Origin of the sequence: Tumebacillus lipolyticus, assembly GCF_042682745.1 — a bacterium.
In the GTDB taxonomy this organism is placed as follows: domain Bacteria; phylum Bacillota; class Bacilli; order Tumebacillales; family Tumebacillaceae; genus Tumebacillus_A; species Tumebacillus_A lipolyticus.
The window spans coordinates 975017-992539 of record NZ_JBHUIO010000005.1; the positions used below are offsets into that span (position 1 = coordinate 975017).

Below are 17523 nucleotides of genomic sequence, written 5' to 3' on the forward strand. Positions count from 1 at the left end.
GTTCTGTTTGTTTCGCAAACGAACGCGTTATCAGACCATAAAGAGTAGTTCTTCAATCGGCTTTTATGGTTTTGAAAAATTTTACAACTAAAAGATCCTCTATATTAATTCATTCTTTATACAATTGTCACATTACTGACAAAAACTATTGACAGAACATTCACGGTTATCGTATTCTTAACCCAGTAACAACAGTAACATAAACAAATCAGAGAAAGTAATTGGGGGTCACTAAAATGAACAAAAAGATGATCGCAACACTGGCACTGTCCTCTGTTGTTGCGGCTGCGTTCACGATGAACGCTGGCGCTGCAGTGGACACGAAAGTCCTGAAAGACAACAAGGGCGAAGTTCACAACGTTGTCGGCAAGCTTGGCAAAGTAAGCGGTGCAACCGCAGAAGAGCGCGCGCTGAACGCACTCGACAAAGTGAAAGACAACTTCGGCTTCGCAAAAGCGAAGGGCAACTTCAAAGTGAAGAAGTCGCACAAAGACGAAAACGGCACCACCCACACCAGACTCGACCAAACGATCGACGGTGTGAAAGTGTTCGGCTCCGAAGTGATCGTTCACGAAGCGAATGGTGACGTAGAAGGTGTTACCGGTTCCTTCAAGAACCTCGCAGCAACTGCGAAGAGCGCTAGCCTCTCCTCCGCAGCTGCGATCGACAAAGCGGTAGCACACACCGGCTTCACCGGCGAGCTGTCTCAACCGGCAAACGCTGAGCTGATCTACTATCCGGTCGGCGATCAAGCGGTTCTCTCCTACCAAGTGAAAGTCAGCTACCTCGGCGACACCCCGGGCAACTGGTCTGTGTTTGTCAACGCGACTGACGGCTCGATCGTCCACGCGTCCAACCACACCGAGAATGTTGTCGGCACCGGTACTGGCGTTCTCGGCGGCACCAAGTCGATCAACACCACCCTCCGCTCCGGCAAGTACTACCTGGAAGACACCACCAAAGCGATGACCGGCATGATCCGCACCCGCGACATGAGAAACGGTACGAGCTTCATCTACGACATGACCAACACGACCAACTCTTGGACCACTACCACCTACCGCGCTGGTGTTGATGCGCACTACTATGCTGGCGTTGTGTACGACTGGTACAAAAACAACGTTAACCGCAACTCGATCAACGGCAGCGGCATGAACATCGAGTCGCTCGTTCACTACGGCAAAAAATACAACAACGCGTTCTGGAACGGCACGTACATGGTTTATGGCGATGGTGACGGCGTAAACTTCCGTGAGTTCTCCGCTGCGCTCGACGTAATCGCGCACGAACTGACGCACGGTGTGACCGAACACACCTCCGGCCTGATCTACGAAAACCAACCGGGCGCGCTCAACGAGTCTTGGTCTGATGCGATGGCTGCTGCGATCGAAGGAAGCAACTGGATCTTGGGTGAAGACCTGACGCTGCCAGGCTTTGGCTACACTGGCTTCCGTTCGATGTCCGACCCGACCGCTTTTGGTGACCCGGCTCACATGAACAACTACAAAAACCTGCCGAACACGCAACAAGGCGACTGGGGCGGCGTTCACACCAACTCCGGTATTCCGAACAAAGCGTTCTACAACTTCGCAACTTCGATCGGTTCCCGTACGATCGCTGCGAAGATCTGGTACACCGCTTCTCGCGACTACATGACCAGCACGACCAACTTCTCCGGTGCACGCGCAGCTACCCTGTCGGCGACCGCCGCTCTGTACGGCTCCGGCTCCTCGTACTATTCCGCGCTGCAAAGCGCTTGGAGCGCAGTTGGCGTATACTAATCCTACAAGTTACAACCCCTGTCGATCGACAGGGGTTTTTTATGTCGAGGCACAGCTCGCCTGCGCGCTCACCGCACCTCATGCAGCCCATCTTTTCGATAGATCAGCCTGATCGTCTCACCATCCATCTTGGCGATGAACAGATCGTCCTCGCGCTGAAAGATCACCTCTTTCGCTCGCAACTGCCGGTTGATGTCTGCCACTTCAAACTGTCCGTTCGACAACTCCCTGTACAACCAGGTCTTTCCCCCATCGTGGGTGGCGATGATCTCCTTGCGCCCATCTCCGTCGAGGTCCGCCTCTGCCACGTTGCCATCGACGCGCAGATAGGGCTTGATCGCTTCTCCGGTAAACTGATAGTAGTTCGATTGGATCGCCTGAGGCTGATACACGCCGTCGATGCGCAAAATCTGATGACCGTTCAGCTGATAGAGGTGCACGTATGATTCGTTCGCATAGGGCACCATGCCGATCGATCCGAGGTCGTACAGCTTGCCCTCATGCACCCAAGCGGCGTACAGGTAATCGTCCAGCTCATACGGTCGGGAGAAGAGAATCACCTTGCCGACGGGCAACGCTTTTTCCACGTAGACTTTTTTCACTTCCTGCGGCTTGATCAGGAGCACCTCTTGGCGATTGTTCTCCAGCTTGAACACCACTGGGTGCACCGCCGTTTGGCTCGTCGCATCTGCCGACCCGCCGCTTAGCAGCAGGCAGGCGAACCACAAGGCTAGCAACCACTTTTTCACTGTCATCACCTCGCTCGCTTCTAGTGTGGCTTCTGAGCGATCGACCGATGCAAAAAGAGGCAGACTCGCACGAACGAGTCTGCCCCTTGCTCTTATCTGCTCTTGACGAGCAGTTCCACCGCTTCTTTGATCACTTGGTCTGGCGAGTTGCCCCGCTCTAACTCGTCGCGGACGCACGCTTCCAGGTTGCTTGCTACGATCAGCCCGATGGTGCGGTCGACAGCGGAACGAACTGCCGAGAGCTGCGTGACCACATCACGGCAGTCCCGCTGCTCTTCCATCATGTCGAGCACACCGCGAATCTGACCTTCGATCCGCTTCAAGCGGTTTCTCATCGAGTCGTTGTATTCCATCGTCTGACCCACCTCCGCTTTGTCGTACAGTTTATCATACCCTCGCCGTGGGAAAATGTGCAACCGTCCGATCTCGTCCGATCGCTACACGTCAGATGGTCAGATGAAGAGATTGTGATTGCTCCCATCTGTCGCCGCCAGATAGGTGGCCACCCCCGCATATTCGATGCCATCGATCAGCTCTTCCTCGCGAATGCCGAGCACATCCATCGACATCGCGCAGGCGATGATCTTCACATCCAGCTCTTTGGCCGTCTCCATCAGCTCTTTGAGCGTGGCGATGTTTTTCTGCTTCATCACCTTTTTCATCATCCAGCCGCCCAAGCCCCCATAGTTCATCTTGGAGACGCCCAGCTTTTCCGGCCCGCGCGGCATCATCTTCCCGAAGAGGCGCTCGATCAGGCTTTTCTCCGTCTTCACATACTGCTCTTTCCGCAGGACGTTCAGCCCCCAGAAGGTGAAGAACATCGTGACTTCCTTCCCCATAGCAGCCGCTCCCGTCGCAATGATGAAGCTCGCCATCGCCTTGTCAAGATCGCCGCTGAACATCACCAACGTCGAGCTGTTATTCTCCATGATCTCTCCTCGTCCTCCCTCTATTTCTGCACGAAGAAACGGTACAAGCCCTCCGCTTCCTCCGTCTTGATCAGCTGATAGTTCATCCGGTTGACCCAGCTGGGGAAATCGCTCGCCGACCCTTTGTCTGTCGTCTCGATCAGCATGATCTGCCCCGCGCTCAGGCTTTCCATGCCCTTTTTCGCTTTGACGATCGGCATCGGGCAAGCAAGCCCTGTCGCATCTACTTTCAAATTGATCTCCATCTCAGTTCCTCCTCTGTTGTTCGATCGGTTAAGAATGATGAACCGCACAGCGATTCGGGCCGGTTTCCAGTTCGGTCGCTTGCCCGGCATCCACATGGGTGATGCCGCGGTTGATGCTGACGATCTGCTCATAGTTGGGCGGCGTGGCGCCAGACGCGCCTGCCACCTTGTCGGTAAACTGCTCTCTGTCTTCGGTGCGCATGATCTCGTTGTTTTGACGGATCGCCCCGAGCGTCGCGCCCACATATCCGTCCGCGTTGATCTCCGCGATGTCTGCAAAATGGGTGGGCAACACCAGCACCTCGTCGCTCAGGTTGGCGATCGTTTGAAAGACCGTCTCATAGAGCGATTGCGCCCATTCGCGCGCTTTGCCACCCAAGTCGGGACGGCCGAGCCCGCCGACGAAGATCGTGTCTCCAGAGAGCAGATAGCGTCCGTCCACCAACACCGAAACGGAGCCAGGCGTATGACCAGGGGTCGGCAAGGCGAGGATCTGCACCTGCACGGAGCCCACCTGCAGGTTGCGGTTCTCCTCCAGCGCCTGATAGGAGAGCGTGGAGCCGTCCATCTCGCTTCTGGAAATGAAATAGTCAGCTTCTGCCGCCTGCGCCAACTGCGCGCCACCGGAGATGTGATCCGCATGAAGGTGCGTATCGAGCACATGCGTGATCTTCACACCCTCCCGCTCCGCCGCCAGCAGATACTCCCGCACATGGCGGCCTGGATCGACCACCAGCGCCTGACCTTCGGAGATCACCAGGTAGGAGAGGCACCCTTTGCCCAAGCGGTTGAACTGGATCAGCTTCAAGCCCGCCGACTCGACGACTTCGACCGCGTGGTAGAACTGCGACCACGCTTCCATCCCGCCATCGAGCACCTGCACCGAAAACCCTTTGTTCGTCAGCGCTTCGGCGACCATTTTTGCCGAGTTGCCGCGGTTGCAGACGATGATGATCTCCGTGTTCTGCGGCAGGTCGGCGGAGACGACCTCCCCCTCTTCCAGAAACTCAAAGTAAGGGATGTTCACCGAGCGCAAGGCGTTGCCTTGAATGCGCCAATCTTTGTATGCTTGCTCGCTGCGCACATCGAGCACCAAAAGGTCTTGCCCGCGATCGATCATTTCGTGAAGCGCTTTTGCTGTGATCAGACGATGTTCCATTTATCTCACCTCTTCTATAGGATTTCCAACCATATTTTCATTGCCGTGCCGAGAATCAACACGGCGAGCAATGCTTGCAACAGTTTCGTATTCATCCGCGTGCTGAGCTTTGCTCCAAGCGGAGCTGCGATGACGCTCGCGATGACCATCACGATCGAGGGCCACAGCAGCACATCCCCTGCTAACAGTTTACCCGTCGCCGAGCCGATCGACGACAAAAAGGTGATGGCCAGCGAGGAGGCGATCGTCACCCGCGTCGGAACCTTCAGCACAGACAGCATGATCGGCACCAGAATGAACGCGCCTGCCGCCCCGACGATTCCCGATGCGATCCCGACGAGGAAGGCGGACAGGGTGGCGAGCCAGCGGTTGAATGTCACCTCTTCGAGCTTGCGGTCATCGAGCCCCTTCTTCGGGAGAAACATCATCACCGCAGCCACCGTGGCGAGCAGTCCGTAGACCAGATTGACCACATCGCCCGAGAGATACCTCCCCCCGTATGCGCCAAGAAAGCTCCCGACCACCACCGCTGAGCCCATATAGAGCACCAGACGAACGTGTACGAGGTTGTCTTTGCGCAGGGCGATCACCCCGGCCAGCGTGGCAAAAAACACTTGCACAGCTGAGATGCCAGACACTTCGTGCGCCGTGAATGCGGCCATCCCGAGCAGCGGCGGCACGTACAGCAACAGCGGATACTTGATGATCGAGCCGCCGATGCCGACCAGACCTGACAGGAATGAGCCCAGAAAACCGATTACAAACAATACGAGAATGCTTTCCACCGTCATCTTCCTTCACCTCCCTCGAATACCCCTCGGGGTATACTTTATACCCTGTGGGGTATTCGTGTCAAGCACAAAAAAACGGCCGCCCGATTTCTCGGCAGCCGTTTTTCAACGTCAGCATGATTCCGTATCGCTCGATCTACCTCGCTCGCAATGCGCCAGCCAGCGCCCCTTCTCGATCAAGTCCGGTCTGTCGCGAGCGGCACGACGGAGATGCGAAGCTCCATCCTGCTCTTTTCCCCGGAAAGCCGCAAGTTGTACAGCGCTTCGATCTGGCCGCCCGTCTCCTTGAGATTCCAATAGAGGCGCGAGGTGCGGGTGATCAGCTCAAACGTGCCAAATGGCGTCTTGTAGGAACCGCGCTGCTCAATGCCTTTGGTCAGCACTTGGCGCATCACCGTCTCCCCTTGGCGAATCAGCGTCATCTCTTCACCCTCTAGGCGAATCGTCGTCAGCGTCGAGCCGAGCCCTGATGCTTCCGACTCTCGATAGTTGATATAGAATGCATCGCCCTTCTGATACAGCTTACCATCTGCAGTCACTTCAAACGTATGTCGGTCTCCATCCTTCTGCCGCTGCTGGGACCAGACGGTGACACGAACGGCCACTTCCATCTTCCCATCACTCCTCAGGTGGACAAAAGCAACCCCTGCTGTCAGGAGTTGCTTCTGTCAAGATGCGTTATTTTGTAGGAGAAACCAAGCCGAGCAACACTTCGCGCACGATCTTAGATGCTAGGATCTGCGTCTTCTCGGACGGGTCATAAACCGGCGCGATCTCCACCAGGTCGAACGCCACGATGTTCAGCCCTGCGTCGCGCATCAGGTACAGCGCTTTGAACAGCTCGCGAGCGGTGATGCCGCCCGCATCGAGCGTGCCCGTGCCGGGCGCTTCTGCCGGATCGACAACGTCGATATCGATCGTCAGGTAGATCGGACGGCCTTTCAGCTCGTCGATCACGCCTTGCAGCGGTTCCAACACATCGAACGGGTAGAAGTTGGTGTTCTCGCGTCCGTATTTGAACTCTTCGCGCGTGCCGGAGCGAATGCCGAACTGATAGACATTGTTCGGGCCGACCACGTCACACACTTTGCGGAGCACCGTCGCGTGCGAGTACGGCTCTCCCTCATAGTCTTCGCGCAGGTCTGCATGTGCGTCAAACTGCACGACGACCAGGTCGGGATACTTTTCCTGGACAGCGCGAACCGGTCCCCAAGAGACCAGATGCTCGCCACCGATGCCGAGCGGGAACTTGCCGTCTGCGAGCAGTTGCTTCACATAATCGTACAGCTGCTCGACGGAGCGCGCCGGATTACCGAAGGAAAGCGGCACATCTCCCGCGTCGAAGTAGGCGACTTCTTCAAGGTGCTTGTCCAGATAGGGCGAGTATTCTTCCAGCAGGATCGACACTTCGCGCACGCGCTGCGGCCCGAGGCGAGTGCCCGCGCGGAAGGAGACCGTCCAGTCCATCGGCATGCCGTAGATGACGGCGGTCGCTTCCTCGTAGTTCTGCGTGGCGCCGATAAACTCGCGGCCCGAGTAGGCCGGATCGTGCTTCATCGGGTGGTTCGCCATTATTTCAACAGCTCCCCGACGAATTTCGGCACGTTGAAGACCGACTTGTGCAAGCCTTTGTGGTAGTATTTCGTGCCTTCTGGCTCGATCAGCTTGCTCTCATCCACTTGGAGCGGATCGTGTTTTTTCGAGCCCATCGTGAACGACCAGAGGCCGGACGGATAGGTCGGGATCGCCGCTGTGTAGTAGCGGGTGATCGGGTAGATCGCCGCGATGTCCTTGTACACGCGGGTGATCAGGTCGGCGTTGAGGAACGGAGACTCGGTCTGTGCGACCATGATGCCGTCCTCTTTCAGCGCTTCGTAGATGCCTTGGTAGAAATCTTTCGCGAACAGGCCGACAGCCGGACCTACCGGCTCGGTCGAGTCGACGAGGATGACGTCAAACGAGTCTTTGTTGTCGTGGATGTACTGAATGCCATCGACCACTTGCACGTCGACGCGCGGATCGTCAAGCTTGCCGGCGATCTCCGGCAGATACTGTTTCGACACCTCGATGACGCGACCGTCGATCTCCGCCAACACCGCCTTTTCGATCGACGGGTATTTGAGGATCTCGCGGATGGCGCCGCCATCCCCGCCGCCGACCACCAGCGCGGTCTTCGGGTTGGGATGCGTGTTCATCGCTAGGTGGGTGATCATCTCATGGTAGACAAATTCATCCTTGTCGGTGGTCATGACCATGCCGTCGAGGACGAGCATCTTGCCCCATTGCAAAGTCTCGATCATTGCCAATTCCTGAAACGGGGTCGTTTCGGTGTGCAGCGTGTTGGTGATCTTCGCGGTGATGCCGTAATTTTCCGTTTGTTTCTCGGTGTACCAGAGTTCCATGTCTCCAGAACCTCCTCCATAATCTATCGCAATTGCCCGATTGCTTTTCAATGCATAACGGTAGGTATTATACCAAACATATTGGAAAAATAAACTGTTTTTCTGACAGATTCTACGACTTTTTCTGTATGATTCTGCTTCGCTAGGTTCATACTGGTTGGATAGACTGACGCAAAGTGGGGGAACGCCCATGAAATCATCTCATCTCGATCACGGAACGGAGCCGGACGCGGAGCTGCTGCCCGCCCGAAGCGCCGCCAAAAAAAGCAGACCTAAACGGATGTGGCTGTGGAGAGCGATCTCCGTCTTTTTGATGTCCACCGTCGCCTTCAGCGCCTTTTTTGCCCTCTACCTGCGCTATGCGGAGCTGCCGCCGAGCGACATCGCCAACCTGTCCAAGCTGTTGGCACAGGATGAGACGGTGCTGACCGATCTGGTCGGCGGTGGAGAAAATCGCCTGCAGGTGGCGCTGAAAGACATCCCGCAGACGGTGATTGACGCCACCATCTCCGTCGAAGATCAGCAGTTCTGGAACCACGGCGGCTTCAATCCGATCGGCATCGCCCGCGCCCTCTGGGTCGACCTCAAGTCGGGAGAGGCGCTGGAGGGCGGTTCGACGATCACCCAACAGCTCGCCAAAAACCTCTACCTGACCCAAGACAAGACATTGAAGCGAAAACTGCAAGAGGCGATGCACACCTTGCAGTTGGAGATGAACTTTTCCAAAGAGGAGATCTTAGAGCAATATTTGAACGTCATCTATTACGGGCAAGGCGCGTACGGCATCGAGATGGCGTCGCAAACCTATTTTGGCAAGCCGAGCAAAGATCTGACGCTCGCCGAGGCGTCGATGCTCGCCGGCATTCCCAAAGGCCCCAACCTCTACAACCCGCTGATCGATCTCTCGGCGGCAAAAAACCGCCAGCGCACCGTGCTCAACCTGATGGTACAAGAGGGAAAAGTCGAGCAGAAAGAGGCGGATCTCGCCTTCGCAGAAGAGCTCACCTTCGCTCCGCAAAAGGCACCGAAAGGGCGCGCGCCCTACTTTACCGACTATGTGACCTATCAGCTCAAGCAGGTCTACGACGTGTCAGAAGCAGACTTTTACCGCGGGGGGCTGAAGATCAGAAGCACGCTCGACCCGCAGATGCAAAAGGCGGCCGAAGCTGCGATCGACGCCCATCTGAAAGAGCATCCTGACCTGCAGGTCTCGCTGATCAGCATCGACCCGACCAGCGGGGAGATCAAAGCGATGGTCGGGGGCAGAAACTATGCGGAGAGCTCTTTCAACCGCACGCTCGCCAAGCGCCAGCCAGGCTCTGCCTTCAAGCCGTTCGTCTACCTGACCGCGCTGAACAACCACTACACGGCTGCCACGCGCATCAAGTCGGAGCAGACGACGTTCAACTACGAAGATGACAACGGCGATGCGAAAGAATATCTCGTCCACAACTTTAACGACCAATATTTTCACGACTATCTGCCGTTCCGCGATGCGATCGCCCGCTCCGACAACGTGTTTGCGGTGACGACCAACATGGACGTCGGGCCGGAGAAAGTGATCACGACAGCCAAAGCGCTCGGCATCACCTCGCCGCTCAAGCCGTACCCGTCGCTTGCGCTCGGCGTCTTCCCCACATCGCCGCTGGAGCTGGTGCGCGCCTTCGCCCCATTTGCCAACGGCGGCCAGAAGATCGAGCCGTACGCGATCTCCTCGATCGAGGACACGTTTCGCGGCGAGATCAAAACGTTTGAGCCGCAAAAGGAGCAGGTGATCGACCCGGGCGCCGCCTTCATCCTGACCGACATGATGCGGTCGGTGTTCACCGATCCACAGGGGACCGGCTATCGCGTCCACCAGTCGTTCGATCGCCCGGCGGCAGGCAAGTCGGGGACGACCGACACAGACGCTTGGATGGTCGGGTACACGCCCCAGCTGCTCACCGCCGTCTGGGTCGGCTATGACAAAGACCGCCTGCTCTCGGCGACCGAGTCCCATCTGGCGGCGCCGATCTGGGCCGATTTTATGCGCGTGGCGCACGAGAGCATGCCGGAGGAGGATTTCCAAGTGCCGGAAAACGTGGTCGAATCCTACATCGATCCATCGACCGGAGAGATGGCCACACCTGACTGCCCGGTGCAGCGCCGTGAATACTTTCTGGTCGGCACCGAACCGACCGAGTGGTGCTCCACTCATCCATCGGCGAAGACCGAGCTGGAAAGCAAAGCGCAAGGCGAGGAAAAGTCGAGCGTGCGCACGTTCTGGGATTGGCTGACACGGAGAGGAAATGGAGAGTAGTTTTTGAGAAAGCGAGTCTGCGAGAGCGGGCTCGCTTTTTGGAGTTGTTAGAGAAAAGAGATTTGGGAAAGGCGGGCCTGCTGCAAGCGGCTCCCAATTGATTTTTTGTTCATGAGAATGGGAATTGAGCAAAATGCTGGGGTTTTTTATGGGGCGAGTGCTTGATGTAAAAAAAACAATACGACCTCAGCCTTCGAGAAGCGCACACCGAGGTCGCTGACGAAACAGACAAGCGGTTTCTTCTGTCTTTATGACGATGCACTTTCAATTCTACAACCGCCAATCTTCACCGCTCATTCGATGGCGCGAAGCGCTTCTGCCGCAAAGTGAAGGCACTCCTTTACCCCCGCAGTCCGCGCACCCTCCCACATCGTGCCTGTCGCCCTGATGATGATCTCCGTCGCCTTTTGGGTCGGGGTGCCAAGATCAGTTGTGATCGGCAGCCCCACTTCCCGCCGCAGTGCATTGGCCGCGTAGTTGCAGGCGACGGTGATCTCGTCACTCGATGTTTGGGTGATCGAGCCGTAGAGGGCGATGACTAGCTTTGCAGAAAGCGGGTCGAGAGCTGTCTTTTCGGCGGGGATCGGTTGGGGCTCTGAGGAAGTGGCCTTTTCCGGTACATAGGCGACTCCTACCGCTTCGCAGATCCCGCGCGCGGACGCCTCGCACATCTCCGTCATGAACGAGCGGTTGGCGAGCAGCAGCGCGTCTGCAGGATGGTTGATGAACAGCACCTCAAACAGCGCCGCATCCATCGCCGTCTCCCGCGTCACCGCCAGATCGCCCGACTTGCACCCGCGATCGTGGAGCCCATACCTTGCGGCGACCTCCGCCATCTGGCGGTGTACGATCTTCCGCTTGCGGTCAGTCTCCCCGCCTGTGCATCCGAGCTGGACGTAGGACTCAAAGCCCGTCCCCGGCGCACCCGCGTTCGAGTTGAGGTGGAATGACGTGAAGTAGTCTGCCCGCAGACGGTTGGCAAACGCCGCCCGCTCGCTCAGCCCGACGAACGCGTCTGTGGTGCGCGTATATTCCACTCGCAATCCGGAGCGCGTGAGATGAGCGCCGACCATCCGGGAGAAGGCGAGCGTCGCGTCCTTCTCCTTTTGCCCATTGCCTACAGCGCCGGGGTCGGTGCCGCCATGTCCGGGGTCGATGACGATCAGTTTTGTCATTGCTCTTTCTCCTTTCTGTCGGCTTGCTCCGGCATTCTCTCAGCCTCCCCAGGCAGATCCGGCTGTTGGCGCTGCGCGGCGCGCGCCATCTTGGCCTTCAGCTCGCTTTCGACCAAGCCGAGCGCCCATGTCGGAATCCAACGCTCCCAGCCTGCCCGAATCGAGTTGGCGGTGAAGCTCTGCCACGTGTGGTAGGAGAGGGCGATGATCAATCCATAAAAGACCACGCCCGGCGAGCCAAAGGCGTGGTCGATCAGATTCCCCAGTGCGGGCAGCGCCATCACGACGAGCGTGCGAAACGCCCCGTCGATGCCATATGCGCTCGCATAGGTCTTGTCTTTTTTCGCCGCCCGAATCCCCGCGATCCAATCGAAGGCGATCATCGCCCAGAAGAGGATCACGAGATAGAAGCGTTCCGGCCCATACAACACATCCACGACTGCGCCAACCGCCCCTCCTGCTGCTGCGATGATCCCTTTATCTGTGGTTAGTAAGTTCCCAAAGCTCAATGTTTTTAGCAAACGCATCATCCTTTCAAGAGCAAAATAAATAGCCCACTCGCTTGGAGTTGGGCCTAGAGCAGTGCTCGAAGTACTTGATCTTTTACCTGTGCGTCCACTGCTTGCTCCACCATGCTATCTACCTGCTTCTCAGCATGTGCGAGCGCCTGTTCACGGGTCATTGGCGCGAAACCGAGTTGCTCGGGGTCGTGCTTTTGCAGGATGACCGTCCGCCCGTCGACAGAGACCGTGTAAATCTCCCCGTCCTGCGGGGCATCTGCCAAGATCAAGTGCGGAGCAATGGCGTTGATGGGCGACACCTTATCCCAGACCATCCATTCATACCGCACCTTCTCACTCGCACGGAGCGAGTCATAATTGTGTTTAGCGATCTCCTGATCAACCTGTGCCAATGTTGCTGTGCTACCAAGATCACGAGCTTGCTTGAGAATTTCCAAAGCGTTCAACATCTTGCATTCCCCCTTTTTTAGTTCGCCGCAAGCCAAGCCAGCAGCTCATCCAAACCTGATAAATATGATGCCTCAAACCTTGCTGCAGAATTGTATGGAGTTACGTTGACACCACCACCACAAACATAAAATGAGTGGCCAATCACAAAAGATGACGCGTCAGAACGAGAAGAAAAAACACCTTGTCCTCGTACTGGATCCCATGTGTTGCTCATGGGATCGTAAATGTCTGTGGACCCTAAAAAATTTCCATCATTGTCTCTTCCATAAGTGGTGTATAATTTGCCCCCAACAGCTTCCATCACATGACCTTGTCTAGTCCATAGACCATACGCCTTCAGTGAAAACGTCTCCGTAGTAGGATCAAAACACAGCAATGATGCTACCAAACCAGATCCGTTAATGGTTCCTCCAAATACATACGCTTTCCCATCCAAGACTGCACTGGCTGCGCTATAACGTGGATAAGAGGCATTGGGTAGTTTTGTCCACGTATTCGTCGCGTCATCGTACCATTCGATTTGCTGGGATCCATCACTTGCAGGTGTCACACCACCATAGACATACCCCTTCTCGTTTACCGCCCACGCCATGTGCTCTCTCCGGGCAAGTGTCAGATTGGCTTTTTGAGCGTAGGTATTTGTCGCCGGATCGTAACAGTAGACCCTCGTAGAATAAGTCTCACTCAATAGGTCATATAATCCACCACAAATATACGCTTTCCCATTTAGGACAAATGCAGCGGCACGTCTGACGTAAAACGGGAAATTAGCTTTTTCTGACCAAGAATTTGATTCCTGATTGTACTGCTCCGTCTTAACTGATGTCGATGAGTTGCTTCCATTGTACCCTCCAACAACGAACCCTTTTCCACTAATCGTAAATCCTACACCTTGATCGTGATAGTAAATCGTGTTTGGAATCGACCCAGTGCCTGACTGGGGATACCAACCGCCTCGCCCCTTTACTTTGAGCTGGGATGCCAATGCATAAGCTACAGCGTCCATCACGACACCGCCTTTGTGACGCCAGCGAGTGTGCCGTCAGCATTGTAGTTAAGTGTCTCGGTGATTGTCTTCCCCCCCGCAGTCTCTTTGACAGAGGACAGTTTGCCATTTGTGTACGTGAGCTCTGTGGTCTTGACGATCGCGTTGCCGTCCTTTTCATCCACTTTGGTCAGCAGACCGTTGGTATAGATCAGGTTGATTGAACGAGTATCGATCGGTTGCAAGACAGCTGTGTACATGCTCACCGAAGAATTGTTTGCACCTTTCGCAATAGCTCCAATCTGGTCTGCCGTCACTGCGTGTGGATTGTCTTTGCGGTTGGCATGTGCATCAACCTTTGCCTGTGCCCCAGTAGTAGTTTCTGCGCCAATCTGAGTGGGTGTGACGCCGTGTGGATTGTCTTTCCGATTCACGTGCGCATCAACCTTCGTCTGTGTCTCAACGATTCCGCCCTCAATGCGATTCAAATCCTGTTCGGATACTACGTCCTCATATTTCCAGTCTGTTTTGCTTTCGTACGTCATGCAACCTTCACCTCCTTAATGGTTTTCGTTTCTCACATTTGATCGGTCGTAACCGAGCGTCGCTCCCCTTTCTTCATCGACTTGGAAGTTTAGAAGAAAGCATCAAGCTCATCACATCGATGGAAACCTCGATCAAAATTCCCATTTGATTGTGCTTCAGCCATCCCCGAGAGGATCGCTTACATGGACTTCCTTGTTATCATATTACCTTGTCAAGGAAGCCCGAAACTCCGTGAGAACTCCTGTTTTTCTCCAAAGAAACTCTAACCTAGACAAGAGATTGTAGTGATATCCCACTAGCCTGTACAAACAAAAAAAGAACGCCACTTGCGCTCTCGTTCGGTTGCACAGGCATGGAATACAGCCTCGTGCTCGTATGAAGTTAGCCACCATACCCCGTCGATTGAATAAGGTTGCACTCGATGTTCCGGTGCACATCTCCGCAGAGTGAACGAGGGCCCGATCAGCCTATCAATCGACCAGATGATCACCAGCTCACCTCTTTGCGAGACCCGCGCTACTCGTCAATTCGCTTGGCAATATGAGGATGCAAGTGTTAAGCCCAGGTGATCGCGACTACCCGCTGCCACGTGGTAGCAGCTTTGACCTGCTCTTTCAACTTCCAGCAACGAGTGATGGTGTCATACTTATGTCTCTTTCCTTCCGCGACAACAGCAAAGAACTCGTCTCGCGTATGTGCAACGTGACCAGCATCTTCCGTCTTCCAGATGATCTCAGATATTGTTGGATCGCTCGTCAAGTCATCCTTTTGCTCAAGAAAGTTGATCTGATCATCATGAGCCATGCTGTATCGATGACCGGTTGTCGGCGAAATGAACCCAGACAGGATAACCCTTTCGCACTGTTCGTTAAGTTGCGCAATCTTCGCAATTTGGAGCTGATCGAGCGGTATGTTCGCCGGATCAAGTTCCTCGTACCTTTGGTCGGCAGTTTTCAACTGCTCCTCCAGCTGCAATAGTCGTTCTAACTCCACTTGTAAAGCGTGCAGCCGATCCTCGAAAGTGAGTGGCTGAGGTAGGGGATTATGCAGCTGTTGCAGCAGATCTGCCTCGATCTGCTCCGCATTCGCTTGCGCAGTGATCGGACCGCCACCATTTAGGTAGTCGATCGTTTGGTGCATAACAGGTTGATCATTGTCGTCATAGATGGTGACGATGTAGGTCCCGTTTTCGGCAACTTGCTCGATGGTAGAAGTAAACATTGATTCTCCCTCCTAAAGTTTGGCGTACTTGTCAAAGTTGTTTTCATACAGGTGAAGTTCACCGTACCATTTATCCCGATAGTAAGGATACATGTGGACAAATGTTTTCCCGTCCTCTGTAAGACCAATGCAGTTCCCAGCAGAGGCTGTGGAGTAAAACCCGCCTATCGCTCGCCGAGCACCATTTTTGAGCATTTTATGCAAAGTTCCGTTTTGATCGGTTTGAACAGCGCTGTGAACCGGGTTGCCGTCAACAAAACGACCGATCCAACGATCACAGTTACCTCCTCGCAGATGCTCACCTGTTGCCGGGTTGTATATGTAGGCGGTTCGATTGTAGAAGGTGCCTTTGGATGTAGGCGCGGTGTCGTAATAGGTGGTGCTCGTGCTATAGTCTACAAACCATCCCATACAGTTGTCCCAGCAGGGCATCAGCCCATAGACTCGCCCTGAAGTATTGATTCCTAGAGCTTTTGTCAGAGTTTGTGTTTCCAGATGATACATCCAATGCCCATCCACCCCGTCAGCGTTGTCCCGGATGATAAGGTAGATATACTTTCCATCGTTTGTGACGGCTGCGCCTCGCATCGTCGGGTTTGTAAGCCCGATTCCGTTAAAGCTCCGAATGTGGTAATCGGCGGTCACGGTACGGTTTTTCAGATGGTAGCTTCGAATTTTCAAGGAACCGTCGCCGGGGAATGTGTAGAAAAATGCATCGTATCCATGAATGCTCCCGCGACCGTCCCCATTTTTTGTTTCGAAGAAAGAGTATGTCTCAGAATTCGGAAGGAAGGTCTTCACGTTTTCTGGCGCTTTCGCCAAGTCGTTCAAATCCTGCCACCAGATGTGTCCTCCTGTGATCTGCATGACGAGAGCATCATCACTCGCCTGCATAGATTGCACATAAGCGTCAAGATTTGAAGGTATTGTAGTCATGCTTCTGATCCGAATTGAAGGTTTTATCCCAACCTTAGCCTTCACTCTCAGGGCTCCCACATCCCAAAAATGTACAGAACCGCTGTACGGTGCTGCCTCCCCCACTTCGCTGATCATGAGCATATTTTTTCGAACTCGGCCGATAGAACCTGTGACAGAAAAAGTGGAGGAATCTACCCACTGGCTCCAGTAGTAATCGTAGCCCTCATCTCTCGTTTGGGACTTCGAAATAAAAGCTTCATTGATCGGCGTGTCTTTAAAATGGGTCCGATAGTACATATTCCAAACTGGCCGATCCCCCCAAGCTTCGCTTGTTACGAGCACATCGCTCTCAAAGGAATATGTCTTGGGAGCAATTGTTGGGCGTACTCCCCAATTGTAATACATGCTTGAAAATGCTAGATCCGAGGAGTTTACGCCAGTTTGAATTGTGACCACACCTGACTTTGTGGCCAAGTATGCCCCGTCCCATGAAAATTCGAACGCGGTTGCATGTTGATTGCCTAGAGAAGTACGAGTGCTATTTATCGGATCTTCGATATACAAATTTGTATCCGAATTAGCCGAAAAAAGCAGTTTTTGATTATCCCCATTAGACGCGATTGGAATTCCCATGTAGGATGTTTCGCCCAACTTGTTCCCAGTTGTAGCATCGATCGCGTATGCAAAGTTATAGTAAGAAGAGTCAGACTTGTACTCACATCGAACTACCGTGGCCAGTTGGTTGCCTACCACCATCATGTTTTTAAAACTACCGCTCGCAATACTCGAATAACTGTTGTGTAATGTGATCGTTGCCAGCTTTTCAACTGCGCCACCAGCTTTGTAATTGTAGCGGTAAATCCCCGTTCCGTTCAGCCAGTACAAATACGTGTTGTCCACAGTTTGTGGATAGGCACCACTGTATCCCGCTACTGGCGCAGCGAAAGGAATAAACGTTCCTGTTAGCAAATCCACCACATATAGCGTTGCTGGTGACTGTTGGAAAACGAGCAACTTCTGCACTTCTTTTGCGTACTTGAAGTAGCTGTTCGAGTAAAAGTCAAATGACGCTATGAGCGTTTCGATCCCCGTCGTCACATCAAGTTTATAGATTTTGGTGTACGCAGGAATGTTGTTAGTCACAAGATAGTACATCGTTTTTCCATCCATCAGAAAACCAGCATCTGCGATCACAGTTCCACCGACATACTCCCGCTGCCCTTCCACTCCTACGTTCACAACGCGTTTCTCATATGCCGTCTTGTTGCGATAGGCGCGGGCCACCCGGCCTGGAACCTGACCGATCCCATGCGTTGCAAGCATGTCCAGTCCCATTCGACAAACTCCCCTTT

At 54.4% G+C, this 17523-nt stretch carries 18 protein-coding genes; 2 read left to right on the top strand and 16 right to left on the bottom strand.

Features of this window, described 5'->3' with window-relative positions:
• Positions 1-236: 236 nt before the first annotated feature.
• Positions 237-1781: a M4 family metallopeptidase gene (locus ACFSOY_RS09765; RefSeq protein ID WP_386046096.1), complete on the top strand. Its 1545-nt coding sequence runs from the start codon at positions 237-239 to the stop codon at positions 1779-1781.
• 68 nt (positions 1782-1849) lie between these two features.
• Here the strand turns inward: ACFSOY_RS09765 and ACFSOY_RS09770 are convergent, their stop codons facing one another.
• The 9 genes from ACFSOY_RS09770 to speE all read right to left on the bottom strand — a co-directional run bounded on the left by ACFSOY_RS09770 (position 1850) and on the right by speE (position 8056).
• The gene (locus ACFSOY_RS09770) at positions 1850-2530 is read right to left on the bottom strand and encodes an FG-GAP repeat domain-containing protein (protein ID WP_386046098.1); all 681 of its coding nucleotides are present in this window, start codon (positions 2528-2530) and stop codon (positions 1850-1852) included.
• Positions 2531-2622: 92 nt separating this feature from the next.
• Positions 2623-2883 (bottom strand): metal-sensitive transcriptional regulator, encoded by a 261-nt coding sequence (locus ACFSOY_RS09775; RefSeq protein ID WP_386046100.1) that lies wholly within the window; start codon positions 2881-2883, stop codon positions 2623-2625.
• A gap of 99 nt (positions 2884-2982) precedes the next feature.
• Positions 2983-3459 carry a DsrE/DsrF/DrsH-like family protein gene (locus ACFSOY_RS09780; protein ID WP_386046101.1) on the bottom strand — a complete coding sequence of 159 codons (477 nt, stop codon included), beginning with the start codon at positions 3457-3459 and terminating at the stop codon, positions 2983-2985.
• Positions 3460-3479: 20 nt separating this feature from the next.
• Positions 3480-3704, bottom strand: a complete 225-nt coding sequence (locus ACFSOY_RS09785) for a sulfurtransferase TusA family protein (RefSeq protein WP_386046103.1) — start codon at positions 3702-3704, stop codon at positions 3480-3482.
• A gap of 28 nt (positions 3705-3732) precedes the next feature.
• Complete coding sequence (locus ACFSOY_RS09790) at positions 3733-4863, bottom strand: MBL fold metallo-hydrolase (protein WP_386046105.1); 1131 nt, start codon at positions 4861-4863, stop codon at positions 3733-3735.
• Positions 4864-4877: 14 nt separating this feature from the next.
• Positions 4878-5654 carry a sulfite exporter TauE/SafE family protein gene (locus ACFSOY_RS09795; protein WP_386046107.1) on the bottom strand — a complete coding sequence of 259 codons (777 nt, stop codon included), beginning with the start codon at positions 5652-5654 and terminating at the stop codon, positions 4878-4880.
• Positions 5655-5830: 176 nt separating this feature from the next.
• Entirely contained in the window at positions 5831-6265 is a 435-nt protein-coding gene (locus ACFSOY_RS09800; protein ID WP_386046109.1) for a YwiB family protein, read from the bottom strand.
• A gap of 67 nt (positions 6266-6332) precedes the next feature.
• Entirely contained in the window at positions 6333-7211 is an 879-nt protein-coding gene (gene speB / locus ACFSOY_RS09805; RefSeq protein WP_386046802.1) for an agmatinase, read from the bottom strand.
• A gap of 14 nt (positions 7212-7225) precedes the next feature.
• Positions 7226-8056, bottom strand: a complete 831-nt coding sequence (speE, locus tag ACFSOY_RS09810; RefSeq protein ID WP_386046111.1) for a polyamine aminopropyltransferase — start codon at positions 8054-8056, stop codon at positions 7226-7228.
• A gap of 190 nt (positions 8057-8246) precedes the next feature.
• On the opposite strand from speE, the gene ACFSOY_RS09815 reads away from it, so the two are divergent.
• Positions 8247-10355, top strand: coding sequence for a transglycosylase domain-containing protein (locus ACFSOY_RS09815; RefSeq protein ID WP_386046113.1), 2109 nt, complete (start codon positions 8247-8249; stop codon positions 10353-10355).
• Positions 10356-10648: 293 nt separating this feature from the next.
• Here the strand turns inward: ACFSOY_RS09815 and ACFSOY_RS09820 are convergent, their stop codons facing one another.
• From ACFSOY_RS09820 to ACFSOY_RS09850, 7 genes are all read right to left on the bottom strand, one after another.
• Positions 10649-11530 carry an N-acetylmuramoyl-L-alanine amidase family protein gene (locus tag ACFSOY_RS09820; RefSeq protein ID WP_386046115.1) on the bottom strand — a complete coding sequence of 294 codons (882 nt, stop codon included), beginning with the start codon at positions 11528-11530 and terminating at the stop codon, positions 10649-10651.
• Positions 11527-12051 (bottom strand): phage holin family protein, encoded by a 525-nt coding sequence (locus ACFSOY_RS09825; protein WP_386046117.1) that lies wholly within the window; start codon positions 12049-12051, stop codon positions 11527-11529. Before ACFSOY_RS09825 ends, ACFSOY_RS09820 begins: the two co-directional genes overlap by 4 nt.
• A 53-nt stretch (positions 12052-12104) precedes the next feature.
• On the bottom strand, positions 12105-12500 hold the full coding sequence (locus ACFSOY_RS09830; RefSeq protein WP_386046120.1) for a hypothetical protein: 396 nt from the start codon (positions 12498-12500) through the stop codon (positions 12105-12107).
• A 17-nt stretch (positions 12501-12517) separates the two neighbouring features.
• Positions 12518-13507 carry a Kelch repeat-containing protein gene (locus tag ACFSOY_RS09835; protein WP_386046122.1) on the bottom strand — a complete coding sequence of 330 codons (990 nt, stop codon included), beginning with the start codon at positions 13505-13507 and terminating at the stop codon, positions 12518-12520.
• On the bottom strand, positions 13507-14031 hold the full coding sequence (locus tag ACFSOY_RS09840; protein WP_386046124.1) for a hypothetical protein: 525 nt from the start codon (positions 14029-14031) through the stop codon (positions 13507-13509). Before ACFSOY_RS09840 ends, ACFSOY_RS09835 begins: the two co-directional genes overlap by 1 nt.
• Before the next feature lie 556 nt (positions 14032-14587).
• Positions 14588-15253, bottom strand: coding sequence for a DUF4376 domain-containing protein (locus ACFSOY_RS09845; RefSeq protein WP_386046126.1), 666 nt, complete (start codon positions 15251-15253; stop codon positions 14588-14590).
• Positions 15254-15265: 12 nt separating this feature from the next.
• Positions 15266-17506, bottom strand: coding sequence for a hypothetical protein (locus tag ACFSOY_RS09850; RefSeq protein ID WP_386046128.1), 2241 nt, complete (start codon positions 17504-17506; stop codon positions 15266-15268).
• Positions 17507-17523: the final 17 nt, after the last annotated feature.